Below are 25,002 nucleotides of genomic sequence, written 5' to 3' on the forward strand. Positions count from 1 at the left end.
CGGGACGGATACCCTGCGGCGCATGCAGAAGTTCGTGGTCCTCTTCCAGGCGCCCGTGCCCGTCGGTCATCGCGTGGAGCTGGTGTGGTACGAGATCGTCACGGCCGGGATGTTCGGCCAGAGCCGCAAGGCGCGGCCGCACGAGCCGGTGGTCACCGACCTCGACACCGGCGTCGTGTACGTGTCCGATCGCGTGCTCGAGACCGCGGGCGCGAAGCTTCCCCATGAGCCGTTCGAGGTCAGCGACAGGCCGCCCGGGTACGCCGAGGTGGCGCGGCGCGTGCGAGGGATCGTGCGGGGCTGTCGCGTGATCACGATCCGCTCGTTCTCCGACATCGACGTCCAGACCGAGCTGACGATCGTGCCGGAAGCTTGAAGGCGAGGTCGCGGCTGGAGTCACTCGCGCGGACGATGGAGCGCGCCGAGCGTGCCGGGCCGCGGTCGATGGTCGCCGGCGCGGCTGTCCCATGCGAACGATCGGCGCTCGTGCTGGGGCTGTCACTGTCGCTGAAGCGCTTCAGGACATGTCCTTCGGGATAGGCGAGAGCGGCGGCGCGGCCGCCGTGATCGCCGCCGCTGGCGTGGCGGTGAATGTAAGGTCGACGTAACAGCGAGGCCCAGTCGCGGCCGTTATGATGACCTGGGGGCTCGTGATGGAGAGCCCGGGATGACCGAGAATGCGTGCGATCAACAACGTATGGACATTTATTGCTGCTTCCCTCTGCTTCGCCTGCGACGAGCCGGAGCCGCGGCGTGATGTGAACGTCGCCGCGCCCGAGGCCGCGGCGCTGGCCGACGCCTGTGTGGACGAGGACGACGCCGTCGCCTGCACCGGCGCCGAATCGCTGGCCTCCGCGGGCGTCGATGGCCGCTGCGGGACGCACCCGACCGGCGAGCAGGTCGAGGCGATGGAGCTCGACTTCAACGCGCGCCGGGCCGGGGCGGCCCGCATCGCGTTCGTGCCGCGGGTGATCCCGACGTACGTCCACGTGATCACCGACAGCGAGGGCCACGGGAAGGTGGCGCCCGAGCGCATCGAGCAGCAGCTCGACGTCCTCAACGCGGCCTTCTTGCCGGCGGGCATCACGTTCTCGCTGGCCGGGGTCGACGTGACGGCGAACGACGCGTGGTACGCGATGGACGTCGGCTCCGCCGCGGAGACGGCGGCGAAGACGGCGCTGCGCGTGGGCGGGGCCGGCAGCCTCAACATCTACACGGCGGGGCTGGGCGGCGGGCTGCTCGGCTGGGCGACGTTCCCGTGGGAGTACGCGTTCTCGCCGGAGGTCGACGGCGTGGTGCTCCTCCACGAGAGCCTGCCCGGCGGGGCCGCGGCGCCGTATCACCTCGGCGACACGGCGGTCCACGAGGTCGGCCACTGGGCGGGCCTCTATCACACGTTCCAGGGCGGCTGCGGCGGCGACCTCGACGACGGGGGCGACCGGGTGATCGACACGCCGAGCGAGGCGGGGCCGGCGTTCGGCTGCCCCGTGGGCCTCGACTCGTGCCGGCTGCCGGGCCTGGACCCGATCCACAACTTCATGGACTACAGCGACGACGCGTGCCTCGACTCGTTCACGCACGGGCAGGTGGCGCGCATGGAGTACCAGCTGACGCTCTACCGCGAGGAGGTGTGAGCGCCCGGCGGTCGCGACTCGCGGCCGCCGTCATGCGCGGCGGTCTCGACGACGGCGCAAACGAAGAACCTGGGAGTCACGCGCGCTCGCTCCGGGTATCACCTGGCGCGAGGGACAGGAAGCGTCTCGCGCGCGAGGACCTGCGGCGTGGACGCGGGCCTCGCCCGACCTCGGCTCTCCGCACGTCGCCGGCTCCGCAGGCCCGGGCTCGGCGAAGGCGAGCGTTTCGCGGGAGGCCGCGCCGGCGATGGGGCCGGCCGGCTCCGGGCCTGCTTTTTCGCGCGGGCCTCGCGGTGTAGAGTCCCGGCCGATGGGCGCGGACGACAGGTCGCACGAAGAGCTCGTTCGCGAGCTGGAGGCGCTTCGCCGGCAGGTCGAGGCGCTGAAGACGGCGGCGCGCAGGTACCACGCGATGGTCGACAACCCGGCGCTGAGCGTGCAGGTCTGCGACGCGAAAGGACGGGTCGTCGAGGTCAACCAGGGCTTCGAGCGGCTGTGGAAGTTGACGATCGATGTCGTGCGCGACCACGTCATCCTCGACGACCTGCAGCTCGAGCCGTCCGGGAGCCTGGCCGGGGTGCGCCGCGCCTACGCGACCGGCGAGGCGACCCGGCTGCCGGCGATCCGCTACGACCCCAGGCACACCGAGGGGGTGGCCCAGGGGTCGGCAGGGTGGGTGGCGTCGTCGATCTATCCGGTCAAGGACGAGGCGGGCGAGCTCGTCGAGGCGGTGGTGATGCACTACGAGATCGGCGAGCTGGCGCGCAGCGAGGAGGAGCTGCGCGCCCAGAACGAGGCGCTCGAGGTTGCGGTCGCCGAGCGGACGGCGGAGCTGTCGGCGCACCTGCGCCTGCTCCGCGAGCAGCAGCAGTCGATCCGCGAGCTGTCCACGCCGGTGATCCGGCTGTGGGACGGGATCCTGGCGCTGCCGCTGATCGGGATGATCGACGCGGAGCGCGCGGCGCAGATCATGGAGAACCTGCTGGCGGCGATCGTGGCCCAGCGGGCGGCGCAGGCGATCATCGACGTGACGGGGGTGCCCGTGATCGACACGGACGTGGCGTCGCACCTGTTTCAGACGGTGCGCGCGGCGGGGCTGCTCGGGGTCCACTGCATCATGGTGGGGATCTCGCCGAAGATGGCGCAGACGCTGGTCGAGCTGGACGTCGACTTCTCGCGCGTGACCACGGCGCCGAGCCTGCAGGAGGGGCTCCGGCAGGCGCTCACGCGGCGCAGCGACGCGCGGGTCCGCGTCACGCGCGGGCGATGACCAGGTGGAAGCAGGCGCCGCCGCCGGGGCGCTCGCTGACCCAGGCGCGGCCGCCGTGGGCCTCGGCGACCTCGCGGACGATGGCGAGGCCGAGGCCGGCGCCGTCGACCCCGCGCTGGAGGCGGCGGAAGGGGGCGAAGATCGTCTCGCGGTGCTCGAGCGGGACGCCGGGGCCGCGGTCCTCGACGAGGATCTCGAGCGCGGTCTCGCCGTCGCGCACGGTGAGGTCGACGGCGCTGCCGACCGGGGCGAACTTGATCGCGTTGGCCAGCAGGTTGTCGACGGCCTGGCGCAGCGGGCCGGGGTTGGCGCGGATCGGGGCGGCCTCGGGGGCGTGCAGGTGCAAGGAGATCGCGCGCCGCTCGGCGACGAGGCGGTGGCTGGTGATGGCGTCGCGCACGCTGGCGACGGCGTCGAGCGGGACGCGCTCCCACTCGGACCGGCGCAAACTGGCCATCGCCAGCAGCTTGCTGGCCAGCTCGCCGAGGCGGTCGACCTCGGTGCGCACGCGGGCGAGCGCGTCGACGAGCTGCTCGGGCGAGCGCTCGCGCCGGAGGGTGACGTCGATCTCCATGCGCATGGCCGTCAGCGGGGTCCGCAGCTCGTGGGCGGCGTCGGCGACGAGGCGGTGCTGCAGCTCGGAGGCGGTGCGCAGCTTGTCGGTGGCGTCGGCGATGGCGTCGCGCAGGCTGGCGATCACGTCGGTGCCGGGGTCGGCCGGGGGCAAGGTCGAGAAGTCGCCGTCGCGCAGGCGCTGCATGTGGACGTGGAGTCGTTGCACGCGCTGCACGAGGCCGCGGGCGTGGGCGATCTGCAGCAGCAGCAGCAGCAGGGTGACGGCGGCGCCGATCAGGGCGGCGGCGCGGGCGTAGGCGGCCAGGGCGGCGTCGTTGGAGGCGAGCGAGACGGCCAGCCACAGCGCGTGCGGCTCCCCGCGCGGCGAGTCGATCGCCAGCGAGAGCTCGCGGATCCGCTCGCCGCTGGCGAGCACGCGCGTCTGCAGGGCCGGGGCGCGGGCGACGTCGGCGGCGGTGAGCCGCTCGGGGGCGACGGTGTCGGCGGGGTAGGCGAGCAGGCGCGCGCCGTCCGGGCCGTAGAGCGCGCCCTGGTGGTGCAGCCGCTGCAGGTCGGCGACCAGGGCGGAGTCGCCGAAGTGGAGGTGGGCGTCCTGACCTGGCCGGTCGAACAGGCTGACCGACTCGCTGGCGGCCTGCAGGGTGAGGCCGCGATCGACCGACTCGAGCAGGAGGTGGTCGAGGACGAGGCCGATCAGGAACAGGGCCAGGGCGATCAGCGCGGCCGGGAGGACGGCGCCGAACAGGAGGAGCCGGCGGTGCAGGGTCATCGGCCGACGGCTCCGAGGGGACCTACGACGCGACGGGGCGCGCCAGGCTCGCGGGCGACGGCGTCGCGGCGGTGCGAGGGCCTGGAGCGCGGCAGGCAACCGCATGGCCTGGAGAGCATGGCGAAACAGACAGGTCGAAAAAGGCGCGCCGGGACGCGGGGGCGGACTGGCGCCGCGGGGCGGACGAGGGCGACGGGAGCGGGGGGAGGCGACGCGGGGCGGCCGTCCGGGGCGCGATGGCGATAGGACTGAGAGGACATGCCGAGATGGACATGTTCAGAGGAACATGGCTTATAGGACATGCTGAAGCGGGCATGTCCTTCGGGGCAACGCCGTCGCGCGCTCACCGCTCGCCTCCGGGGAGCAGGCGGAAGCCGACGCCGCGCTGGGCGCGGATGACGGGGGCGTCGTCGCCGAGCTGGGCCAGCTTGTTGCGCAGGTAGCCGACGTAGACGTCGAGGACGTTGGGCTCGCCGTCGAAGTTGGGGCCCCACACGGCGGCGAGCAGCTCGCTGCGGGTGAGGACCTCGCCGACGCGGCGGAACAGGAGGTTGCAGAGGGCGAACTCGCGGGCGGTGAGGGCGACCTCGTGGTCGCCGCGGACGAGCGCGCGCTGGCGGGTGTCGAGGCCGACGTCGCCGGCGCGCAGGTGGACGACGTCGCCGCCGCGGCGGCGCGCGAGCACCTCGATGCGGGCCAGCAGCTCGCTGAAGTCGAACGGCTTGACGAGGTAGTCGTCGGCGCCGGTGCGCAGGCCGAGCACGCGCTCGCCGACGCTGCCGCGGGCGGTCAGCATGAGCACGGGGGTGTCGACGCCGCGGGCCCGCCAGGCGCGCAAGAGCGACAGGCCGTCGCCGTCGGGCAGCATCCAGTCGAGCAGGACGACGTCGTAGGCGATCGTCTGCGCCTGGCCGAGGGCGTCGGCGCTGGTAGTGCAGGCGTCGACGAGGTGGCCCTCCTCGCCGAGGCCGCGCTGCAGGAGCTGCAGCAGCCGCTCGTCGTCCTCGACCACGAGGATCCTCATGGCGCGCGGCTCCTGCCGGCGAAGAACGGGTAGAGCGCGGGGAGGATCACCAGCGTCAGCAAGGTCGAGGAGACCAGGCCGCCGACGACCACGGTGGCGAGCGGGCGCTGGACCTCGGCGCCGGTGCCGGTGGCCAGCATCATCGGCACGAAGCCGAGCGCCGCCACCGAGGCGGTCATCAGCACCGGGCGCATGCGTGACTCGGCGGCGGCGAAGGCGGCGCGGCGGGGATCGTGGCCCTGCGCGAGGAGCTGATCGATCTGCGAGAGCAGGACCACGCCGTTGAGCACGGCGATCCCGCTGAGGGCGATGAAGCCGATCGCGGCGGACAGCGACAGGGGGAGGCCGCGCAAGGTCAGGGCGAGGATGCCACCGACGCAGGCGAACGGCACGTGGGTGAAGATCAGGGCGGCGGGGCGCAGGCGGCGGAAGGCGAGCAGGAGGACGGCGAAGATCGCGGCGACCACCGCGGGGATGACCCAGGCCAGGCGAGCGCGGGCCTCGGCCAGCGACTCGTACTGGCCGCCCCACACCGAGCGGGTGCCGCGCGGCAGCGGGACGCGCGCGGCGAGCTCGGCCTTGAGCGCCTCGACGACGTCGCCGAGCGCGGCGCCGCGGACGTTGAAGCCGACGACGATCCGCCGCTGGGCGTCGTCGTGGTTGACGAGGCTGGCGGCCGGGCGCTGCTCGATGGTGGCGAGGTGCTCGAGCTCGATGAGGGCGCCGTCGGCGGTGGGCACCGGCACGCGCGCGAGCAGGCTGGCCGGCGGCGGCTCGCCGAGGCGCACGCGCACCGGCAGGCGCAGCGGGCCGACGTAGGTGTAGCCGGCGGTGACGCCGGTGCGGATCGCCTGGACCACGCGCAGGACGTCGGCGGCGACCATGCCGTGGCTGCCGGCGGCGAGCATGCGCGGGCGGACCTCGGCGACCGTGACGTCGGGCGGGGCCATGATGCGGACGTCGACCGCGCCGGGCTGGGCGGCGATGACTTCGGCTGTCTTTTCGGCCAGGTCGCGGAGCTGCGCGAGGTCGTCGCCGAAGATGCTGAGCGAGACGTCGGTGACGGCCCCGCCGAGCAGCTCGTTGAAGCGCATCTGGATCGGCTGGGTGAAGACGACGACGTCGGCGGGGGCCCTGGCGGCGAGGATCGCGTCGATCTCCTGGACGAGGGCGTCCTTGTCGAGGCCGTCGCGCCACTGCGACCTCGGGGCGAGCTCGACGAACACGTCGGCCTGCTCGATGCCCATGATGTCGGTGGCGACCGCGGGCGAGCCGATCCGCGCGACCACGGCGCGGACCTCGGGGACCTCGCCGAGCAGCACCTGCTCCATCGCGGTGGCCTCGCGCACCGCGGAGTCGAGCGAGATGTCGGGCGCGCGCTCGGTCTGGATCACGAGGTCGCCCTCGTCGAGCTGGGGCACGAAGGCGGCGCCGGTGCGGGTGAACAGCCAGCCGCCGAGGACCAGCGCGGCGAGGGCGAAGCCGGCGACGAGGACCGGGGCGCGGGTGGCCGCGCGCAGGACGGGGTGATAGGCGCGCTCGGCCAGGCGCACGAGCAGGGGTTCGCGGGCCGGGACGTCGCGCGGGCGCAGGACCGCGGCCGCGGCCGCGGGGACGAAGGTGAGGGCGAGGATCAAAGCGGCGAGCAGGGCCATGATCACCGCCGCGGCCATCGGCCGGAACATCTTGCCGTCGACGCCGGTGAGGCTGACGATCGGGACGTAGACCAGGAGGATGACGAGCACCGAGAAGAACACCGGGCGGGCGACGCCGCGGGTCCACTCGGCGATCTTGGTCGGCGACAGGGCGGCGCCGACGGCCCCGCAGAAGACGGCCTCGACCATGACGACGGCGCCGTCGACCAAGAGGCCGAAGTCGATCGCGCCGAGGCTCATCAGGTTGCCGGGGATGTCGAGCAAGGCCATGCCGGCGAGCGCGAAGATCATCGACAGCGGGATCACCAGCGCGACCAGCAGGCCGGCGCGGAAGCTGCCGAGCATGGCGAACAGGACGACGACGACCAAGAGGCCGCCCTCGGCCAGGTTCTCGGCCACGGTCGCCAGGGTGGCGCCGACCAGCTTCGAACGGTCGTAGACGAGGTCGACCGTGACGTCCTCGGGCAGGGCGGCGCCGACGTCAACCATGCGCGCGTGCAGCCGCTCCATGACCTGGAGGGCGTTGGCGCCGCGCAGCATCTGGACCATGACGTAGACGGTCTCGCCCTCGCCGTTCGAGGTGGCGGCGCCGATCCGCGGCAGGCTGCCCCAGCGGACGTCGGCGACGTCGGCGATCCGCAGGCCCGGCTCGCCGCTGACGGCCGGGCGCACGAGGGCGCTGCCGAGCTCCTGCGGGGTGGTCGGGCGCGAGACGCCGCGGAGCAGGACCTGAGATGTCCCATCGGCCAGGTTGGCACCGGCGGCGGTACCGGTGGCGGCGACCACCGCGGCCTCGAGCTGGCCGAGGGTGAGGCGGAAGCGGGCCATGGCGTCGGGCCGGCCGACGACGTCGAGGGTGCGCCGCTCGCCGCCCCAGGTGTTGACCTCGACGACGCCGTCGACGGCGCGCAAGAGCGGGACGAGGCGCAGCTCGACGAGCTCGAGCAGCTCGGCCGGGGTGCGCTCGGGCGAGCGGATCGTGAAGTGGAAGATCTCGCCGAGGCCGCCGGTCAGCGGGCCGAGCTCCGGCGCGTCGATGCCGTCGGGCAGGCGATCGCCGACCAGCGCGAGCCGCTCCTGCACCATCTGGCGAGCGAGGAAGGGGCTCACGTCGTCGGCGAACACGGCGGTGATCGAGGAGATGCCGTAGCGCGAGACGCTGCGCTGCTTGACCATGCCCGGGATCCCGCCGAGGCCGATCTCGATCGGCCGGGTCACCAGGCGCTCGACCTCCTCGGGGGTGAGGCCGCCGGCGCGCGTGAGCACGAGGACCTGGTTGGTGGTGACGTCGGGCAAGGCGTCGAAGCGCAGGCGCGCGGCGACGACGGCGGCGAGGATCGTGGCGACGAGGGTGACGAGGAGGACCGCGCGCCGGCGGACCACCGAGGCGTGGACCAGAGCCTCGATCACGCGCCGGCCCCCGCGCGGGCCCGCTGGTGGGCGAGGGCGTCCTCGGCGACGCGATCACCCTCGACGAGCTGCGAGGGATCTTTCGGTCGCACCAGCGCGGAGGCGCCGGAGGCCATGAGCAGCTCGACGGGGACGGCCGTGATCTGGCCGTCGCGGCGGCGGTGGACGATCAGGGCGTCGCCCTCGCGCTGCAAGGCGCCGGCCGGGACCTGGACGACCCCGGGCTCGTCGCTGACGGCCTCGACGGTGCCGCGCAGGCCGGGGGCGGCGAGCCGGTCGCCCTCGGCCTCGAACCACATGACGACGGCGCCGTCGTCGGCCTCGACGGTGCGCGCCAGCGGCTCGGGCTTCAGCGGCCACACGCTGCCGTCGACGGCGTGAAAGCGCATGGTGGCGCGGGCCGGCGGGGCGTGGAGGAAGCGGGCCTCGACGCGCGGCTGGCCCTCGCCGACGATGACGGCGATCGGCAGGGCGCCGCCCTCGACGACCTCGCCGAGGCGGCCGTGGAGCTCGCGGACGACGCCGTCGATGTCGCTCGTGAGGGTGACCTCGGGCTCGTGCAGCAGCCCGCGCGAGCGCGCGGGGTCGATGCCGGCGGCCCGCAAGGTGGCGGCGGCGGTCAGGGCCTGCTGCTCGACCTCGGCGGCGCGGGTGGCGACCTCGAAGACGTCGCGCTCGGAGACGAGGCCCTCGTCGCGCATGCGCCCGAGCTTGTCGCGCCGCGCGGTCTGCGCGGCGCCGCGCAGCTGGGCCCCGCGGTAGTCGGCGGCGGCGACGACGACCTCGGGCATGACGACGTCGACGACCGGCTGGCCGACGCGCACGCGGTCGCCGGCCTGGACGTGGAAGCGGGCGATCCGGGCGCGGTAGATCGGGCGGATCACGCCCTGGCGATCGCCGGGCAGGACCACCCGCGCGGCGGCCTGCAAGAGCGAGACGTCGCGCGGGGCGGTGACCTCGACCCACGCGCTGGCGGTGCTGGCGGGCTGACGATGGGGCTGTCTCTCAGGGCATGTCTGTTCGGACATGCAGGAGGTCGTCACGAGGGCGAGGCAGCCGGTCGCGAGCGCGCGGCGGAGCATGCCCCCACGGGTAGCGCGCGGGCGCGGCGGGAAATTGAGACGATCCTGAGGAAGTTCTCAGGCGCGGCGCTCGCGGCGGGGGCGCGGCTGCTTGTCGCCGGCGCGGCGCCCCGGGCAGTCCTCCTCGGCGCACTCGACGTCGGGCCCGGCGAGGGTCTCCTCGGCCTCCTGCAGGGCCTCGAGGATCCGGCACTCGGACACGCGCCCGCCGCCGCGGCACGAGTCGGCCAGCCGCTGCAGGGCGCCACGCAGCTTCTGCAGGCCCTCGATCTTGTGGTCGAGGTCGTGGATGTGGTCGCGGACCAGCCGGTCGACGCGCGCGCACGGGCGCAGGCGGTCGCTGGCGAGCGACAGCAGCTCGCGCACGGCCTCGATGCTGAGCCCGAGCTCGCGGCTGCGGCGGATGAAGTTGAGGCGGCGGACGTTCTCCGGCCGGTAGACGCGGTAACCCCCGGCGGTGCGGGCCGGCTGCGGGAGCAGCTCGATCCGCTCGTAGTAGCGGATCGTCTCGGCGCCGACGCCCGTGGCCTGCCCGAGCGCTCCGATCGTCATCTGCTCGTCGTCTCGCGTCACCGCCCGAGCTTGCTCCGCGGCCGCGCCCCTGTCACGCCCGCGGCGGTACGTGCGTCACCTCGCACACGCCCGCCGGCCCGGCTCGCTTGACCCTGTAGTCGCTACAAGGTCTAGCCTCGTCGCCGACCCCCGCGAGCGACTCGCGCGCGGTTCGTCACCACGATGCCGCTGCTCTCCGCGCTGCTCTCCGCCGCCCTGCTGGCCTCGCCGCCGCCCCCGGCCGGCTGCCAGGGGCCGCTCGGACGGGCGGCGGTGGTCACCTGCGCGCTGGCCGAACACCCGAGCATCCGCGCCGCCGAGGCCGGGCGCGCGGCGGCGGAGGGCCGCAAGCTGGGGGCGCGCACGCTGCTGCCGAGCAACCCGCACGTCGAGGTGACGGCGGGCCGCCGCGTGGGCCTGTGGAACGGCGAGCGCGACATCAACGTGTACGGGCGGGTGTCGCAGGAGCTCGAGATCGCGGGCCAGCGGCGCAAGCGGATGGCGATGGCCGACGCCGAGGTGGCGCAGGCGGACCGGCAGATCGAGCTGAGCCGCCGCGACGTCGCCGCGGCGGCGCTGTCGGCGTACTTCGAGTGGATCGCGGCGCGCGAGCAGCGGGCGATGATCGAGCGGATCGCCCGGACCTCCGACACGCTGGTCGACCTGGCCCGCACGAGCGAGCGCACCGGGCTCGGCTCGGGCCTCAACGCCGACGTGGTGGTGGCGACGTCGGTGCGGGTGCGCCGGCAGCAGATCGAGGCGGACCGGCGGATCGCGGCCGCGCGCGCGGTGCTGGCCGGGCTGCTGGGACGCGACGGCGCGGGGCTCGAGGTCGAGGGCGACTTGGCACCGCTGGCGGTGCCGCAGGAGCTGTCGGCGTTGCTCACCGCGGCGCTGACGAAGCGGGCGGAGATCGAGCTGGCGAAGGCGGAGCGCGAGGTGTTCGTGCGCCAGGTCGAGGTGTTCCGCCGGCTGCGCGCGCCCAACCCGAGCGTGGTGCTGTACGCCCAGCGCGACGGGTTCGCCGAGCAAGTGCTGGGGGGAGGGCTGGCGTTCCCGATCGTGCTGCCGGCCCCGCTCGGGCGCACGTACAAGGGCGAGATCGCCGAGAGCCAGGCGCTGGCCCGCCGCGCCGAGGCGGAGGTCGAGCGCTGGCGCCGGGTGGTGCAGGCGGAGGTCGAGGTGGCGCTGCGCGAGGTCGAGGCGCGCAAGGCGGAGCTCGCGCTGTTCGAGGCCGAACGCCTGCAGCGCGCCGAGAGCCACCTCGAGGCGCTGGCGCAGGAGATGGCGACCGGGCGGGTGTCGATCCGCGACGCGGTGGTGCTGCAGCAGACGCTGCTCGAGTACCTGGCGGCGCACATCGAGGCCCGCCGCGCGCTGGCCCTCGGCTCGGTCGAGCTGGCGCGGGTGGCGGGGCTGCTGCCGGAGGAGGCGCAGCGATGAGGCGCGGACGGTCACTGGCACTGTCGCTGGCGCTGCTCGGCTGCGGCGCGCGCGGGGGCGAGGCCGACGGGCACGCGCACGACGAGGGCGGGCACGAGCACGGGGAGCACGGGGAGCACGGGGAGCACGGCGACGGCCACGAGCACGACGCGCTGCCGCGACGCGTCGAGCTGTCGGCGCAGGTGGTGACGGCGGCGCAGATCCAGACCGAACCGGTGCAGCGCCGGGTGGTCGCGCCGGTGCTGTTCGCCACCGGGCACGTCGAGGCCGACCCGGGGCGCACGGCGCAGGTGCCGGCGAAGGTCGGCGGGATCGTCGAAGAGGTGCTGTTCCGCGAGGGCGACCCGGTGAAGGAGGGCCAGGTGCTGGCGACGGTGCGCGCGCCGAGCCTCGGCAGCCTGCGCGCCGATCTGGCGTCGCTGCAGGCGCGGACGACGTCGGCGCGGACGAACCTGACGCGCCTGCAGGCGCTGGCCGAGCGCAACATGGCGTCGCAGCAAGAGCTGGCGGCCGCGCGCGCCGAGGCGACCGCGCTCGAGGCGGAGGCGCAGGCGGCCAAGCAGCGGCTGCAGGCGCTCGGGCTGGGCGCGAAGGGCAACGCGACGGTGTTCTCGCTGCGCGCGCCGATCTCCGGTTACGTGATGCAGCGCAACGTGGTGCCGGGTCAGCCGGTGACGCCGGAGCAGACGCTGGCGACGATCGTCGACCTCGACCGCGCGTGGTTCATCGCCCGCCTGTTCGAGCACCTGCTGGCGAAGATCCGCGTCGGCGCGGCGGTCGAGGTCGAGCTCAACGCGTACCCCGACCACCCCTTCCACGGGACGATCGAGTACCTCGCGCCCAAGGTCGACGCCGAGGCGCAGACGGTCGTGGCGCGGATCCCGATCGACAACCGCGAGGACATCCTGCGCATCGGCCTGTTCGGCAAGGCGCGGATCGCCATCACCGATCCCCGCGCCGCGCCGGAGCCGGTGCTGGCGGTGCCGCGCGACGCGATCATCGAGGTCGCCGGCGAGACGGTGGTGTTCGTGCGCGGCGAGGACGGGGCGTTCGAGCTGCACGAGGTGGTGCTCGGGACGGCCGGCCCGGGAGTGGTGGAGATCCTGCAAGGCCTGCGCGAGGGCGAGCCGGTGGTGACGCGCGGGGCGTGGACCCTCAAGAGCGTGCTGCTCAAGGGCACCTTCGGCGAGGACCACGGGCACTAGGCCATGCACGCGCTGACCGTGATCGTCGCGTGGTCGCTGCGCAACCGGGCGCTGGTGCTGGTGGCGACGCTGCTGTTTATCGTGGTCGGGGTGCGGGCGGCGCTCGAGCTGCCGATCGACGCGGTGCCCGACGTCACCAACGTGCAGGTGCAAGTGATCACGGCCGCGCCGGCGCTGTCGCCGGTCGAGGTCGAGCAGTACATCAGCATCCCGGTCGAGCGGGCGATGTCCGGCCTGCCGAAGGTGACGCAGATCCGCTCGGTCTCAAAGTACGGGCTCAGCGTGGTGACGGTGGTGTTCAAGGACGGCACCGACATCTACTTCGCGCGCCAGCTGATCAACGAGCGCATGCGCGAGGCCGGCGAGGCGGTGCCCAAGACCTACGGGACGCCGGAGATGGGGCCGATCTCGACCGGGCTGGGCGAGATCTTCCAGTTCACGCTGCGCAGCGAGTCGCACTCGCTGATGGAGCTCGAGGAGCTGCTCGACTGGTACGTCGGACCGCAGCTCCGCACGGTGCCGGGGGTGGTCGAGACCAACAGCTTCGGCGGCGAGAACCGCGAGTACCAGGTGGTGCTGCGCCCGGAGCGGCTGCAGGCGCTCCGGCTGTCGATCGGCGAGGTGGCCGCGGCGCTGGAGCAGTCGAACGCCAACGCCGGCGGCGGCTACATCGAGCGCAACGACGAGCAGGTGGTGATCGGCTCGAACGGCCTGGTCCGCAGCCGCGAAGACCTCGAGCGCGTGGTCCTCGGGGCGACGCCGCAGGGGGTGCCGATCACGGTAAGCTCGGTCGGCGAGGTCCGCTTCGGCCCCAAGCTGCGCCGCGGGGCGGCCACCAAGGACGGCGAGGGCGAGGTGGTGGTCGGCGTGACGCTGATGCTGATGGGCGAGAACTCGCGCACCGTCACGCAGGGGATCAAGGACAAGCTGGCCGCGCTGGCGCCGACCCTGCCGCCGGGCGTGCGCGTCGAGCCGTTCTACGACCGCACGCAGCTGGTCGACCGCACGATCGGCACCGTCGCCACCAACCTCGCCGAAGGGGCGGCGCTGGTGATCCTGGTGCTGCTGCTGCTGCTCGGCGACCTGCGCGCGGGGCTGGTGGTGGCGACGACGATCCCGCTGTCGATGCTGTTCGCGGTGATCGTGATGAACGCGGCCGGGCTGTCGGGCAACCTGATGAGCCTGGGGGCGATCGACTTCGGCCTCATCGTCGACGGGGCGGTGATCGTGGTCGAGAACGCGGCCCGCCGGCTCGGGGAGGCCAGCCGCCGCGCGGGCACGCAGCTGTCGGCGGAGCGGCGAATCGAGGTGATCCAGGAGTCGACGCTCGAGGTCCGCGGGGCGGCGGTGTTCGGCGAGATCATCATCGCCATCGTCTACCTGCCGATCCTCGCGCTCACCGGGATGGAAGGGAAGCTGTTCCACCCGATGGCGTACACGGTGCTGCTGGCGCTGGCCGGGGCGTTCATCTTCTCGCTGACACTGGTGCCGGTGCTGACGAGCTACCTGGTGCGGCCGCACCCCGACGCGCGCGAGACGCTGCTGCTGCGCGCGGCCCACAAGCTGTACACGCCGGCGCTGCACGCGGCGCTGCGCTGGCGCTGGCTGACGATGACGGTCGGGGCGCTGGCGCTGGCGGGCGGCGTGGCGCTGTTCGGCCGCCTGGGCGCGCAGTTCGTGCCGCAGCTCGACGAGGGCGACCTCTTGATCGAGGCGCGGCGGATGCCGGGCACGGCGCTGACGACGTCGGTGACGACGAGCCAGCGGATCGAGCGGGCGCTGCGGGAGATCCCGGAGATCGTCCACGTGGTCTCGAGGACAGGTTCGCCGGAGATCGCCACCGACCCGATGGGCGTCGAGCAGTCCGACGTGTACGTGCAGCTCAAGGACCGCGACGCGTGGCGGCCGGGGCTGACGAAGGACGACATCGCCGAGGAGATGTCGGCGCTGGTCGAGCGGGCGGTGCCGGAGGTGGCCGGGGCGATCTCGCAGCCGATCCAGATGCGCACCAACGAGCTGGTGGCGGGCATCCGCTCGGACGTCGGGGTGGTGATCTACGGGCCCGACCTCGAGACGCTGCGGACGCTCGGCCAGGCGGTGCTCGACCGCGTGAAGGGGATCGACGGGGTCGTCGACGCCCGCGTCGAACAGCTGCAGGGGCTGCAGTACCTGCGCATCGACCCCGACCGCACCAAGCTGGCGCGCTACGGGCTGACGATCGCCGACATCAACATCACGACCGAGGCGATCGCGGTCGGGCACAAGGTCGGCGAGGTGCTCGAGGGCGAGCGCCGCTTCGACATGATGGTGAAGTTCGACCAGCCGATCACCGGCGACCTCGACTCGCTGTCGGCGATCCCGCTGCGCGCCAACACCGGGAAGATCGTGCCGCTCGGCGACGTGGCGACGCTGCAGCACACGACGGGGCCGGTGCTGGTCAACCGGGACAAGATGTCGCGGCGCGTGGTCGTCGAGTTCAACGTCCGCGGGCGCGACCTCGGCTCGACCGTCGCCGACGCGCAGGCGGCGATCGCCGCGGGCGTGACGCTGCCGGTCGGCTACCGCGTGGAGTACGGCGGGACGTTCGAGCACTACCTGGCCGCGCGCGACCGCCTGATGGTGGTGGTGCCGCTGGCGCTGGCGCTGATCGTGTTCATGCTGTGGACCGCGCTGGCGTCGATGCGCTCGGCGGCGATCATCTTCCTCGGCGTGCCGTTCGCGGTGGTCGGCGGAGTGGTGGCCCTGTGGCTGCGCGACCTGCCGTTCTCGATCTCCGCCGGCGTCGGCTTCATCGCCCTGTTCGGCGTGGCGGTCCTCAACGGCCTGGTGCTGGTGACGTTCGCCCAGCGCCTGCAAGAGGGCGGCGCCGACCACGTCCGGGCGATCACGGAGGCGGCCGAGCTGCGGCTGCGCCCGGTGCTGACGACCGCGCTGGTGGCGGCGCTGGGGTTCGTGCCGATGGCGCTGTCGACCGCGCCGGGCAGCGAGGTCCAGCGGCCGCTGGCGACGGTGGTGATCGGCGGGCTGGTGTCGGCGACGCTGCTGACCCTGCTGGTGCTGCCGGCGGTGTACGCCCGCTTCGGCCCGCGCGTGCGCGTGCGCGTGACGAACGCCGCTTGACCCTGTAGCGACTGCAGGGTTCACATTGGCGGGCGAGGAATTCGTATGCGTCTCGAAGTCGTCGCCCTGCTCATGATCCTCGGCTTTTACGCCGTCGCCTTCGGCCTCCGCACCTACCGCCACCGGCGCGAGACCGGCTCGACGGGCTTCCACGGGCTGTCCGGAAGGCCAGGTTCGGCCGAGTGGTGGGGCGGGGCGCTGTTCATCGCCGGGGTGGTGCTCAGCCTGCTGGCGCCGATCGCCGGGCTGCTCGGGTGGGTGGCGTCGCCGCCGATCGGGCCGGGGCAGTTCATCCTCGGCGGGGCGGCGGTGCTGGTCGGGATCGCGGCGACCTACGCCGCCCAGACGGCGATGGGCCGCTCGTGGCGGATCGGGGTGCGCAGCGACGAACGGACCGCGCTGGTGACCGACGGGCCGTTCGCGCTGGTCCGAAATCCGATCTTCTCGTGCATGCTGTTCACCGCGGCGGCGCTGGTGGTGCTGCTGCCCAACCCGGTGGCGGTGGCGGCGTTCGCCTGCCTGCTGCTCGCGGTCGAGCTGCAGGTGCGCATGGTCGAGGAGCCGCACCTGCTGCGCGTCCACGGCAGCAAGTACCGCAGCTACGCGGCCCGCGTGGGGCGCTTCGTGCCGGGGCTCGGGCTGCTGCGCGGGTGAGCGCGGTGCCGGCGGATTCGTGGGGGCAGCTGTACTTTGCCCCGTGTCGCCGGGCGAGCGACCTGTCTCGAAGGATATGTTATCGGCTTCGTCGTCGACCCTGGTGAGCGAGGCGTCATCCGGGTCCGGCGGGGGTCCGATCGGCCGCTTGACTCGGCTCGCGTCAGGGGCCGATCCTGCTGGCCTATGTGGATATCGTCCGGCTCCCGAAAGTCTCTCGCGCGTCTGTCCCTGGCGGTCTGTCTCGCGCCGCTCGGCTGTACCAAGGCCAACTCCGAGGACGAGACCCTGCACGTCTCGCTGCGGCCCCTGTTCTATTCGGAGGTCCACGCCCCCTCGGGGCTGCGCGCGCTGCAGGGCTCGACGGTGTGCTTCGATGTCGAGGAGATCGATACGGCCGAGGGCTCGCTGCGGCTGCAGCCGTTCGACGCGTGCTACGACATCGCGGTCGCAGACGCGCCGATGGCCAACGGCGACTGCGTGATCCTCGACCAGCTCGGCACCGTTCAGGTCGATTACACGCCGCGCGCGGATTGTTTCGTCGCGGACCACGAGTTCGTGGCCGATCGCTTCCGCGTCGAGGTGATCCCCGTCGACGGGCTGCGCGGGCGGCTCGAGTGGTCCATGGAAGCATGGGCGGAGCACCTCGGCGAGCGGCTGTCGTCGCGCCCGGCCGACTTGACGCCGTCCGCCGACGAGCCGCTGCGGCTGGTGCCTGATGTCACGGTCGGATTCCCCATCAACGTGATCGATGCGACGGGCGAACGGGTCGCCTGGGATCTGTCGCAGGGGCGTGTGCTCGAGGCGAAGGACGGCGGCACGCCGCGCGCCCTGGCGCCGGCCGACGACGATGGGTCGATGTGGCCGATGCGCGTCGGACCAGGGGAGACGAGCACGATCACGCTCGAGGTCGCGGGGGCGGTGCTGCCGGTGGTCGAGGTGGTGGCGACGCCCGTCGAGCAGGCCGCGTCGCTCGAGATCGTCGCGGTCTTCGACGACTCGCCGTTCGGGGCGCGGGCGATCGTGCGGGACGGAGAGGGCCGGGCGATCGTCGGCGCGCCGGTGACCTGGAGCCTGGTCGAGGGCGAGCTGGCGTTCGAGCGCGTCGACGCGTACACGCCGCCGGAGTACACGGCGATCGGCGACTCCTGCTTGCCGCCGCCGACCGCGCCGGAGGAGCGGCGTGCGGTGCTGCGGGCGCAGCTCGGGGAGCTGCGCGACGAGCTCGAGATCGAGTGGGTGGCCAGCCCGCCGGAGGAGACCAGCGACGAGCCGTTCGAGCCCCACGCCGCGTGCCAGCGCGGGACGGGGCCGGCCGGGGACGACGGGCTCGGCGACCGCGGCTGCGGCTGCGCGAGCGGGGCGGGCGAGGCAGGCGCAGCCGGGCTGGCAGGGTCGCTGCTGCTGCTCGCCGGGCGGCGCCGGCGGACACGCGGCGCGGCGTGACCTCCGGCGTTGAAAACATGTCTTCGGAGACATGTCCTCAGGGACTGGTCTCCTGGCACCTGCGGGGGCGGGGCTGTCGGCGGGCTCGCGGACATGCCCGCGAGGCTCAGGTCGGAGGCACGAGGCGGACGGGCGATTGGGGCCGGGCGGACGCGCGGCCGGCCCCGTCGCGAGCGCGGCGGGTGGGCGGATGAACTCGAGGACAGGTCCGACGGAAGTCAGCGCGGCTCGAGCTCGACCATCGCCTCGTTGCGCTTGGCGAACGGGAGGGTGAACGGGGCGTCGTACTGGGCCCAGTAGACGTCCTCGGCGATCCGCCAGCGCGGGTGGTCCTCGAGCGCGGCGAGCAGGCGCTGGCGCGAGTCCTTGCGCTTGTCCTCCGAGCTATTGCCGCGGTAGCGCAGGGCGGCGACGGTGCGGGCGGGCTCGTGGACCAGCTCGATCGCGGGGTCGTCGGGCCGCGGCGCCTCGGAGGTGAAGAGGTCGTTGGACAGGAAGAAGGCGACGGTCCAGCCGCGGCCGCCCTGCTTCTGCAAGACCGGGCTGGTCATCGCCAGGCGCTCGCCCTCGGGGTGCTGCTCGACCGGGGCGGTCATCGACATGCGGATCTGCTTGCTGTTCTCGCCGAAGATGTAGCGGGCGAGGCGGTCGAAGGCCTCGTCGACGGCCTTGTCGTGCTCGCCCTCGACCGTGAGGCGGGCCAGCAGCGCCGGCTGGTACCGGCGGATCTCCACGTCGTCGATCGTCTCGACCACGTCGTACTTCGGCTGCTCCTCGAGGCGGATCCCGAAGAACCCGGGGACGGACTTGAGGAGCTCGGTGAACGGAATCTTGGTCAGCATCGCGGCACGCCCTCGCGTGCCGCTGTCTACGACCGTCCGCCGCGCTCGCAACCCGGCCGGGGTTCGTCGCGCTGTTGCTGGGTCCGGATCGGCGTGCCTCGGCGCCTGGGCCGGGTCCGGTGGCTCGCCGCCGTCGCGCTCGGTGTCCGGTCGCGCCGCGTGCGCGGGCCGCTCGCTGGGGTCGGTCCAGCCTGGCTTTCAAGACAGGTGAGGACGCAATCGCGCGGCGTCGCACGCGCAGGGAGCGTACAATCGCTCGGTCCGTCGCCTGTCCTTTCGGGCATGTCGCCAGTCATGCCCCGCTCAGGGTGGCGGCGCCTCCTGGGCTTGCTTCACCGGGGTCCGATGAACATGTTTTCGTGCACATGTCTGAATGAACAGTCTTTCAAGGGCATGTCTTGAAAGGCATGCACTTCAGGACAGCGGGCGCTCCGAGGTCCGCCGGCGCCGCGCGGCAGCGGCCGCTGCGGCGGACGTGGAGGAGGTCGGCGACGGGCCCGACGAGGTCGGGACGGTCGCCTGCAAACAGGTCGTGGGGGCGAGCGAGCCGGCGGGTCGAGGCCCTCGCCGGACCGTCAGCGGCCGCTGCGGCGGATGTAGAGGACGTCGCCGACGAGGCCGACGAGGTCGGGTCGGCCGTCGCCGTCGACGTCGGGGTAGGCGACGGCGTGGAGCGGCCCCTCGACGAGCTGAATCCGCGCAGGGCCGTCGTCGCGGCGCAGCCACGCGAACGTCGCTTCCGGCTCGATGACCGTCAGATCGTAGCGGCCGTCGGCGTCGGCGTCGGCCGCCTCCAGCAGCACCCCGTCCTCGTCGTGGACCAGGGCGACGCGGCGGTCGGGGTCGCCGTCCTCGTGGCGGTAGATCGTGGGCCAGTCCTGGGTGACCAGCTCGACGCGCGCGCCGGGGCCGACGGGGGCGAACCGGGCCCGGGTGCCGAGCACGCCCACGGGATCGGCGAAGGCGCGCGAGCCCTCGTTGCGCACGAGCACCGGCGGGTGCTCCTGCAGCTGGAACAGGACGTCGAGGTCGCCGTCGCCGTCGACGTCGCCGAGCTGGAAGGTGGCCAGATCGCCGAGCGGCAGGTCGACGGCGGTCTGCCACGGCCCGAAGGTGAACGGCTCGGCGGTACCGTAGGCGACGGCCAGCTCGATGGCGCCCCCGAGGCGGAGAGCGAGGACGTCGGGGTGGCCGTCGCCGTCGAGGTCGGCGACGGCGAGGTCGCTGTTGCCGGTCCTGGCCTCCGCGAACACGAGGGGCTGCTCGGCGAGCCGCGGGTGGACGCGGAAGGCGTGGATGGTGTCGATGATGCTGACCGTGAGCACTTCGGCGGCGCCGTCGCCGTCGAGGTCGCCGACGCCGAGGCCGCGGTTCCACCCGCTGAACGCGACCCCGTCGGCGCGGGTGAGCGGGTCGGTCTCGCTGCCCCAGCTCCAGCCGATCCCGCCCTCGGCCTGGAAGGCGACGTCGTCGTGGCCGTCGCCGTCGAGGTCGGTGCCGAGGAGCGTCAGGCCGGCTCCGTGCAGGTTGAAGCCCCTCCCGAGCGGGGCCGGCCGGTTCACCTCGCGCACGAGGTAGCTGGCGACCGAGCTGCCGGCCAGCTCGGCGAGGTCGAACTGACCGTCGGGCCGCGACGCGAGCGCGAACTCGACGCCGTCGGGGAATTCGTGCTGAAAGATCTGCGGCGCGAAGGTGCCGTCGCCTTGCCCGCGCTGGTACGAGAGGACGCGGTGAACAAAGTTCACCACGTCGAGCGAGCCGTCCCCGTCGAGGTCGTGGAGGTGGGTCGGGGCCGGCTGCTCCTCGATGGTCGCGACCGGCGCGCCGTCGGCGAGGCCGTCGATGCGGGCGCGCGTCTGTTCGTGGCCGAAGAGCACCTCTGGGTCGCCGTCGCCGTCGAGGTCGCCCGCGGCGAGGTTTTGCGTCGGGAACGGCGAGATGCCGAGCAGGTCCTCGAGGTCGTGCTCGAAGGTCGGCTCGTATGCGTCGCCCGCGGGCGCGAGGTGGGTGAGCACCTGGACGTCGCCGCGGCGGCCGAGGATCAGCGGCTCGTCGACGCCGTCGGCGTCGAGGTCGACGGGCGCGAGGGCGTCGACGATCAGGTCGTCGACGATCGCGGTGGCCGTGGCGAGGCCGTCGGCGTCGAAGCGGAGCACGCGCGCGCCCGGCACCTCGACGTCTTCGTACTGCACCCGGGTCGGCAGCACGGCGATCGCCCGCGGCGCGTCGGGACCGGCGCGCAGCGGCACCAGGACGCGCGCCGGGACGCCGGTCGAGGCGCGCGGGCCGATGAGCCACTGCCCGTCCTCGCCGGCGATCCACGCGCGGACGTCGTCGCCCTCGTCGAGGACGATGTCGTCGCGCCCGTCGCCCGAGACGTCGCCGATCACCATCGCCGTCGCCGGCGCTTCGAGCGAGAACTGGGTCGTGAGTTCGAAGCCTCGATCGGCGCGGCCGTGAAACAGGTGGAGGGCGGTGGCGGACGCGGCGGCGAAGTCGAGCAGGTGATCGCCGTCGAGGTCGCCGGTGGCCAGAGCTCCTCCGTCCCCGAGCGGCAGCGGGATGCTGCGCCACAGCTGCAACGGGCTGAAGCCGGGCTGCCAGGCGTAACGCCCGAGGTAGTTGCGGGCGCCAGCCAGCAACTCGCCGGCGGGGCCGGGGCCGGTCCAGTACGCCCGCGGCAGCGCCTGTTCCACGCGTCCGAGCCAGGACGCGCCCTTGCCGACCCAGGTGGCGAGCACGTCGTCGCGCGCGACGCTGACGCTGGCCAGGCCGCTCGCGGAAGCGGCGCTCGCGGCCAGGCCTGCGTTCCCGGAGGCGCCGCCGGGGGTGGGCAAGGCGGTGGGGCTCGAGAACCGGCCGTGACCGTCGTTGCGCTGGACGAGCACGGTCTCGTCGACCACGTTGCGGGCGACCGCGTCGAGATCGCCGTCGCCGTCGTAGTCGACCAGCGCGAGGTAGAACTGCGGGGCCGAAGGGCTGGCGACGGCCGGCTTCAGCGTCCCGTCGCCCGCGCCCCGCAGCACCTGCAGCGCCTCCGAGGTGAAGTCGATGACCACGACGTCGGCGTGGCCGTCGCCGTCGAGGTCGCCGACCTCGATGTCGACCGGATCGTCGCCGGCCGGGTACTCGCGCGACTCGCCGGCGCGCGGATCGATGACGGCGATCGCGTGGGCCTCGCGCATGGCGACGAGGAGCTCCGGCGCGCCGTCGCCGTCGAGGTCGGCGGCGTCGAGGCGGAACGGCTCCTCGCGCAGCGCGATGTCCCGCCGCCGCACCAGCCGGCCGTCGTCGTCCATGCCGAACAGCGCGACCTGCGGTGGTTCGGTCAGGGCGACCGCGACCTCGCCGGGCAAGGCCGCGAGCGCGACTGGCTTCTCGGTGAGCTGGAGGCTGGTGCGCCAGGCGCGGACGCTGGCGCCCCGGGCGAGGGTGAGCTTCTGACCCTCGCGCGACAGCACGACGGCCTCGTGGTCGCCGTCGCCGTCGAAGTCGACGAGGACGGCGTCGTCGATCGGCGTGCTCCGCGGCCGCCACTCGTCCTCGTCGTCGCACCACCAGGCGTGCGGGCCGCACACGTCGTCGCCGCCGCAGGCGAGGCCGACGAGCACGCCGAGCGCCGCGAGACCGAAGATCCGGGGGGCCGAGCTCCGACGCGGTGCCATGCAGTCCGGAGAGGGTGAACGGGCGGACGACGGCGAGCAAGCGCGCGGCAGCAGGGGCTGTGCAGGGCGGGAAAACGGCGGCCCGCGGGAGCGGCGCGGCCGGCCACGGAGGGGCAGGGCGAGCCCGAGGCGGCCCGCGGAGTCGCCCCGCCGCGGACACGACCGGGGCAGGCGGCGGGCCCAGGTCGAGCGGGACTTCGTCCTTTTCGAAAAAGTATGGTGCGAGGCGGTCGCCGGGGGCTCGCGGCGATGGTGCCTCGAAGGACATGTCGATTCGGACATGTCCGCGCTCGGCGTGAGGCCGCGGGCGACGTGGCCGCTCGGGCCGGTTCGCGCGGGCGCATGGCTTTGCGACAGGTCGATGCGCCGCGGGGCGTGAGGCCGCGGGCGCCGTCGCCGCTGGGGGCGGTCCGCGGGCATGACTCCGCGGACAGGTCGAGGTTCGACCTGGCGCGAGGCTGCGGGCGACACCGCCGCCAGGGGCCGTTCACGCGCGCATGGCTTTCAGGACAGGGCGCATGGCGAGGGCGCCGAGCCGGCCGGCGCGGCGCCCTCGCAACTTCAGGACATGTCCATTCGGACATGCTCGGCGTTACAGGGCGCAGTCCGGCGCGCAGGAGCCGTAGGTGTAGGTGTACTGGCAGACCCAGTTCGGCGGGGCGTAGGTGACGCTGGTGATCGTCTTCGGGCGGTACAGGCCGCCGCCGCAGCTGACGCAGGTGCGGTGGCCGACCGGGAGGCAGGCCGCCTCGGGCGACGACTCGCCGTCGGCGAGCGTGCGCGGGGTGTCGCCGATGAATTCGACCGCCTCGGAGGCGGCGAACTCGATGCACTCGCCGGCGCCACAGTCGGCGTCGGTCGCCTCGCGCAGGACCAGCACGTTCGAGGCCGTCTCGGCGTCGCAGCCGGCCTCGAGCACCGGGGCGTCGAAGGAGAGGTCGCCGACCGCCAGCGGGCGGGTCAGGACCGGCATGACGGTGCGGTCGCCGTCGCTGAAGGCCTGGTCGCAGGCGCCGAGCAGGTCGTCGCCCTCGGGCGCGCCGAGCTCGAGGTCGACGACCGCGCCGCCCGCGAGCTCGATGGCCGCGCGCTCGGGGGACTCGAGGGCGAGGACGGCGTCGTGGCCCGGGGTGAACGCGGCGTAGCGAGCGGTGACGGTCTCGTCCTCGCTGCAGCCGGTCACGGCCACGAGGGCGGTCAGGAGGGCGGAGAAGGCGGTGGTGGTGCGGTGAAGGAATGTCATGGATCGTTCGCTGTCAGGTTGGTCGGCAGCGCGCCGAAGGACGCGCTCGCGGTCCGCTGGTGCAGGCGGCGTGCCGGTGCAGGCGAGCCGTCGAACGATGTTCGGCCGGCGCGCCCGGCTCGCGTCGTGGTCCGCGAGGCCACTGCCGGGCGGAGGCGTGGACGCGGAGGCCACAAGCGGGCGGGCGAGAGATGTCCTCGGGGACATGTGAGCGGCGCCGTCGCATCGCGCGGGCGCGAGCGCGGGTGGGGCCCGCAGACCTCGAGCGGCGAGCTCGAGCGGTGAAACGAGATGTCTCGGGGACATGTGATCCGCCGGGTCGCGGGCGAGCGCGGGTGGGCGTCAGACCTCGCCTGGCGGGCGGGAGCCCGAGCTCGGGCGCGCACGGTCGAGGCCGCCGCGGGCATGGCCGCGGGTGGCCGCGGCGGCGTCCTCGACGAGCTGCGCGAAAGGACATGCCCGGGCGGGCATGTCCCGCCAAACATGTCCTCAGGAACCTGTCGGCTCGGACAGCGCGCGCAGGCGGGCCAGCTTCTCGTTGAACTCGCGCAGCTCGCGGCCCTGCAGGCCGGCCTTCGCGGCGGCCTCGTCGGCGGAGGCGCCGCGCAGGATGTGCGACAGGGCCACGCCCTCGACGCGGGTGAACGGCAGGGCCTCGCGGCGGTAGTCGACGAAGGCCTCCCACGACAGCGGGACCCACGCCTGGACGAACCCGGCCATCGCCTCGGCGAACAGGCGGATCTCGATCTGGGCGTGCGGGTCGAGGCGGAGGTCGAGGAAGTGCAGCAGGTTGTGCAGGTCGATCTTCCAGATCCACTGGGTGTACAGCGACACCGGCAGCAGGGTGCGGGCCAGCTCGCGGGCGATCCCGAGCTCGCCGGCGAGGGTCTGGTAGTCGGCGTAGAGCTGCTCGTGGCGGGCGAGCAGGAGGGCGCGCACCCGCTCGCGCAGCTCGACGGGTACGGCGGCCTCGGCGTCGCGGCCCTGGCGGTTGGTCGTCGACTGCAGGGTGACGTGCTCGAGCGCCGGCACGTAGAACTCGTCGGGCGCCTCGCTGTAGCGCAGCGACATCTCGTTGACGTTGGCCGTCCGGTGGCGGATCCACTGGCGGGCGACGAAGATCGGCATCTTGCAGCGGAACTTGACCTCGCACATCTCGAACGGCGTGGTGTGCCGATGGCGCATGAGGTAGCGCAGCAGGCCGCGGTCGTCGTGGACCTTGCGCGTCGACGGGCCGTAGCTGACGCGAGCGGCCTGAACGATGTCGATGTCGTTGCCCATGTAGTCGATCGGCTGGACGAACCCGAGGTCGAGGACGGGGACCTCGCGCCCCAGCAGGGCCTCGGCGCCGGGAGAGAGCGGGCGGGCGGTGACGGTCATCGGTCGCAGGGTATACCCCAGCCGATGGCGCC

The 25,002-nt window shown here is 73.5% G+C and carries 17 protein-coding genes; 8 read left to right on the plus strand and 9 right to left on the minus strand.

What is annotated here, in order from left to right:
• Nucleotides 1-22: 22 nt before the first annotated feature.
• The 3 genes from NAEX_RS31335 to NAEX_RS31345 all read left to right on the plus strand — a co-directional run bounded on the left by NAEX_RS31335 (nucleotide 23) and on the right by NAEX_RS31345 (nucleotide 2,904).
• Nucleotides 23-376, plus strand: coding sequence for a hypothetical protein (locus tag NAEX_RS31335; protein WP_096331154.1), 354 nt, complete (start codon nucleotides 23-25; stop codon nucleotides 374-376).
• 301 nt (nucleotides 377-677) lie between these two features.
• Nucleotides 678-1,634, plus strand: a complete 957-nt coding sequence (locus NAEX_RS31340) for a zinc metalloprotease (protein ID WP_096331155.1) — start codon at nucleotides 678-680, stop codon at nucleotides 1,632-1,634.
• Between the two features lie 310 nt (nucleotides 1,635-1,944).
• Entirely contained in the window at nucleotides 1,945-2,904 is a 960-nt protein-coding gene (locus NAEX_RS31345; protein ID WP_100792940.1) for an STAS domain-containing protein, read from the plus strand.
• Here NAEX_RS31345 and NAEX_RS31350 read toward each other — a convergent pair.
• The 5 genes from NAEX_RS31350 to NAEX_RS31370 all read right to left on the minus strand — a co-directional run bounded on the left by NAEX_RS31350 (nucleotide 2,888) and on the right by NAEX_RS31370 (nucleotide 9,993).
• Nucleotides 2,888-4,249, minus strand: coding sequence for a sensor histidine kinase (locus NAEX_RS31350; protein ID WP_100792939.1), 1,362 nt, complete (start codon nucleotides 4,247-4,249; stop codon nucleotides 2,888-2,890). The genes NAEX_RS31345 and NAEX_RS31350 overlap by 17 nt on opposite strands.
• A 343-nt stretch (nucleotides 4,250-4,592) precedes the next feature.
• Nucleotides 4,593-5,273, minus strand: a complete 681-nt coding sequence (locus NAEX_RS31355) for a response regulator transcription factor (RefSeq protein WP_096331158.1) — start codon at nucleotides 5,271-5,273, stop codon at nucleotides 4,593-4,595.
• Nucleotides 5,270-8,338 (minus strand): efflux RND transporter permease subunit, encoded by a 3,069-nt coding sequence (locus tag NAEX_RS31360; RefSeq protein ID WP_096331159.1) that lies wholly within the window; start codon nucleotides 8,336-8,338, stop codon nucleotides 5,270-5,272. Before NAEX_RS31360 ends, NAEX_RS31355 begins: the two co-directional genes overlap by 4 nt.
• Complete coding sequence (locus NAEX_RS31365) at nucleotides 8,335-9,420, minus strand: efflux RND transporter periplasmic adaptor subunit (protein WP_096331160.1); 1,086 nt, start codon at nucleotides 9,418-9,420, stop codon at nucleotides 8,335-8,337. The genes NAEX_RS31360 and NAEX_RS31365 overlap by 4 nt, the downstream gene beginning before the upstream one ends.
• A gap of 57 nt (nucleotides 9,421-9,477) precedes the next feature.
• Complete coding sequence (locus tag NAEX_RS31370) at nucleotides 9,478-9,993, minus strand: MerR family transcriptional regulator (RefSeq protein WP_211302505.1); 516 nt, start codon at nucleotides 9,991-9,993, stop codon at nucleotides 9,478-9,480.
• Between the two features lie 162 nt (nucleotides 9,994-10,155).
• Here NAEX_RS31370 and NAEX_RS31375 point away from each other — a divergent pair, with 162 nt between their 5' ends.
• From NAEX_RS31375 to NAEX_RS31395, 5 genes are all read left to right on the plus strand, one after another.
• Entirely contained in the window at nucleotides 10,156-11,415 is a 1,260-nt protein-coding gene (locus NAEX_RS31375; protein ID WP_096331161.1) for a TolC family protein, read from the plus strand.
• Nucleotides 11,412-12,620, plus strand: coding sequence for an efflux RND transporter periplasmic adaptor subunit (locus NAEX_RS31380; protein WP_096331162.1), 1,209 nt, complete (start codon nucleotides 11,412-11,414; stop codon nucleotides 12,618-12,620). Before NAEX_RS31375 ends, NAEX_RS31380 begins: the two co-directional genes overlap by 4 nt.
• Nucleotides 12,621-12,623: 3 nt before the next feature.
• Complete coding sequence (locus tag NAEX_RS31385; RefSeq protein ID WP_096331163.1) at nucleotides 12,624-15,740, plus strand: efflux RND transporter permease subunit; 3,117 nt, start codon at nucleotides 12,624-12,626, stop codon at nucleotides 15,738-15,740.
• 45 nt (nucleotides 15,741-15,785) lie between these two features.
• Nucleotides 15,786-16,394 (plus strand): methyltransferase family protein, encoded by a 609-nt coding sequence (locus NAEX_RS31390; RefSeq protein ID WP_096331164.1) that lies wholly within the window; start codon nucleotides 15,786-15,788, stop codon nucleotides 16,392-16,394.
• A gap of 186 nt (nucleotides 16,395-16,580) precedes the next feature.
• Nucleotides 16,581-17,840, plus strand: a complete 1,260-nt coding sequence (locus NAEX_RS31395; RefSeq protein WP_096331165.1) for a hypothetical protein — start codon at nucleotides 16,581-16,583, stop codon at nucleotides 17,838-17,840.
• A gap of 218 nt (nucleotides 17,841-18,058) precedes the next feature.
• On the opposite strand, the gene NAEX_RS31400 is transcribed toward NAEX_RS31395, so the two are convergent.
• The 4 genes from NAEX_RS31400 to thyX all read right to left on the minus strand — a co-directional run bounded on the left by NAEX_RS31400 (nucleotide 18,059) and on the right by thyX (nucleotide 24,970).
• On the minus strand, nucleotides 18,059-18,682 hold the full coding sequence (locus NAEX_RS31400) for an SOUL family heme-binding protein (protein WP_096331166.1): 624 nt from the start codon (nucleotides 18,680-18,682) through the stop codon (nucleotides 18,059-18,061).
• A gap of 575 nt (nucleotides 18,683-19,257) precedes the next feature.
• Nucleotides 19,258-22,347: an FG-GAP-like repeat-containing protein gene (locus NAEX_RS31405; protein WP_100792938.1), complete on the minus strand. Its 3,090-nt coding sequence runs from the start codon at nucleotides 22,345-22,347 to the stop codon at nucleotides 19,258-19,260.
• A gap of 592 nt (nucleotides 22,348-22,939) precedes the next feature.
• Nucleotides 22,940-23,590, minus strand: a complete 651-nt coding sequence (locus NAEX_RS31410; protein WP_096331168.1) for a hypothetical protein — start codon at nucleotides 23,588-23,590, stop codon at nucleotides 22,940-22,942.
• A 489-nt stretch (nucleotides 23,591-24,079) separates the two neighbouring features.
• The gene (thyX, locus tag NAEX_RS31415; RefSeq protein ID WP_211302506.1) at nucleotides 24,080-24,970 is read right to left on the minus strand and encodes an FAD-dependent thymidylate synthase; all 891 of its coding nucleotides are present in this window, start codon (nucleotides 24,968-24,970) and stop codon (nucleotides 24,080-24,082) included.
• Nucleotides 24,971-25,002 lie beyond the last annotated feature (32 nt).

This window comes from Nannocystis exedens (genome assembly GCF_002343915.1).
In the GTDB taxonomy this organism is placed as follows: domain Bacteria; phylum Myxococcota_A; class Polyangia; order Nannocystales; family Nannocystaceae; genus Nannocystis; species Nannocystis exedens.

Bases quoted from the DNA above. Each gene is read 5' to 3' on its own strand.
- NAEX_RS31335 (WP_096331154.1), top strand. From the start codon at position 23: ATGCAGAAGTTCGTGGTCCTCTTCCAGGCGCCCGTGCCCGTCGGTCAT.
- NAEX_RS31340 (WP_096331155.1), top strand. From the start codon at position 678: ATGCGTGCGATCAACAACGTATGGACATTTATTGCTGCTTCCCTCTGC.
- NAEX_RS31345 (WP_100792940.1), top strand. From the start codon at position 1,945: ATGGGCGCGGACGACAGGTCGCACGAAGAGCTCGTTCGCGAGCTGGAG.
- NAEX_RS31350 (WP_100792939.1), bottom strand. From the start codon at position 4,249: ATGACCCTGCACCGCCGGCTCCTCCTGTTCGGCGCCGTCCTCCCGGCC.
- NAEX_RS31355 (WP_096331158.1), bottom strand. From the start codon at position 5,273: ATGAGGATCCTCGTGGTCGAGGACGACGAGCGGCTGCTGCAGCTCCTG.
- NAEX_RS31365 (WP_096331160.1), bottom strand. From the start codon at position 9,420: ATGCTCCGCCGCGCGCTCGCGACCGGCTGCCTCGCCCTCGTGACGACC.
- NAEX_RS31375 (WP_096331161.1), top strand. From the start codon at position 10,156: ATGCCGCTGCTCTCCGCGCTGCTCTCCGCCGCCCTGCTGGCCTCGCCG.
- NAEX_RS31380 (WP_096331162.1), top strand. From the start codon at position 11,412: ATGAGGCGCGGACGGTCACTGGCACTGTCGCTGGCGCTGCTCGGCTGC.
- NAEX_RS31385 (WP_096331163.1), top strand. From the start codon at position 12,624: ATGCACGCGCTGACCGTGATCGTCGCGTGGTCGCTGCGCAACCGGGCG.
- NAEX_RS31390 (WP_096331164.1), top strand. From the start codon at position 15,786: ATGCGTCTCGAAGTCGTCGCCCTGCTCATGATCCTCGGCTTTTACGCC.
- NAEX_RS31395 (WP_096331165.1), top strand. From the start codon at position 16,581: ATGTGGATATCGTCCGGCTCCCGAAAGTCTCTCGCGCGTCTGTCCCTG.
- NAEX_RS31400 (WP_096331166.1), bottom strand. From the start codon at position 18,682: ATGCTGACCAAGATTCCGTTCACCGAGCTCCTCAAGTCCGTCCCCGGG.
- NAEX_RS31405 (WP_100792938.1), bottom strand. From the start codon at position 22,347: ATGGCACCGCGTCGGAGCTCGGCCCCCCGGATCTTCGGTCTCGCGGCG.
- NAEX_RS31410 (WP_096331168.1), bottom strand. From the start codon at position 23,590: ATGACATTCCTTCACCGCACCACCACCGCCTTCTCCGCCCTCCTGACC.
- thyX (WP_211302506.1), bottom strand. From the start codon at position 24,970: ATGACCGTCACCGCCCGCCCGCTCTCTCCCGGCGCCGAGGCCCTGCTG.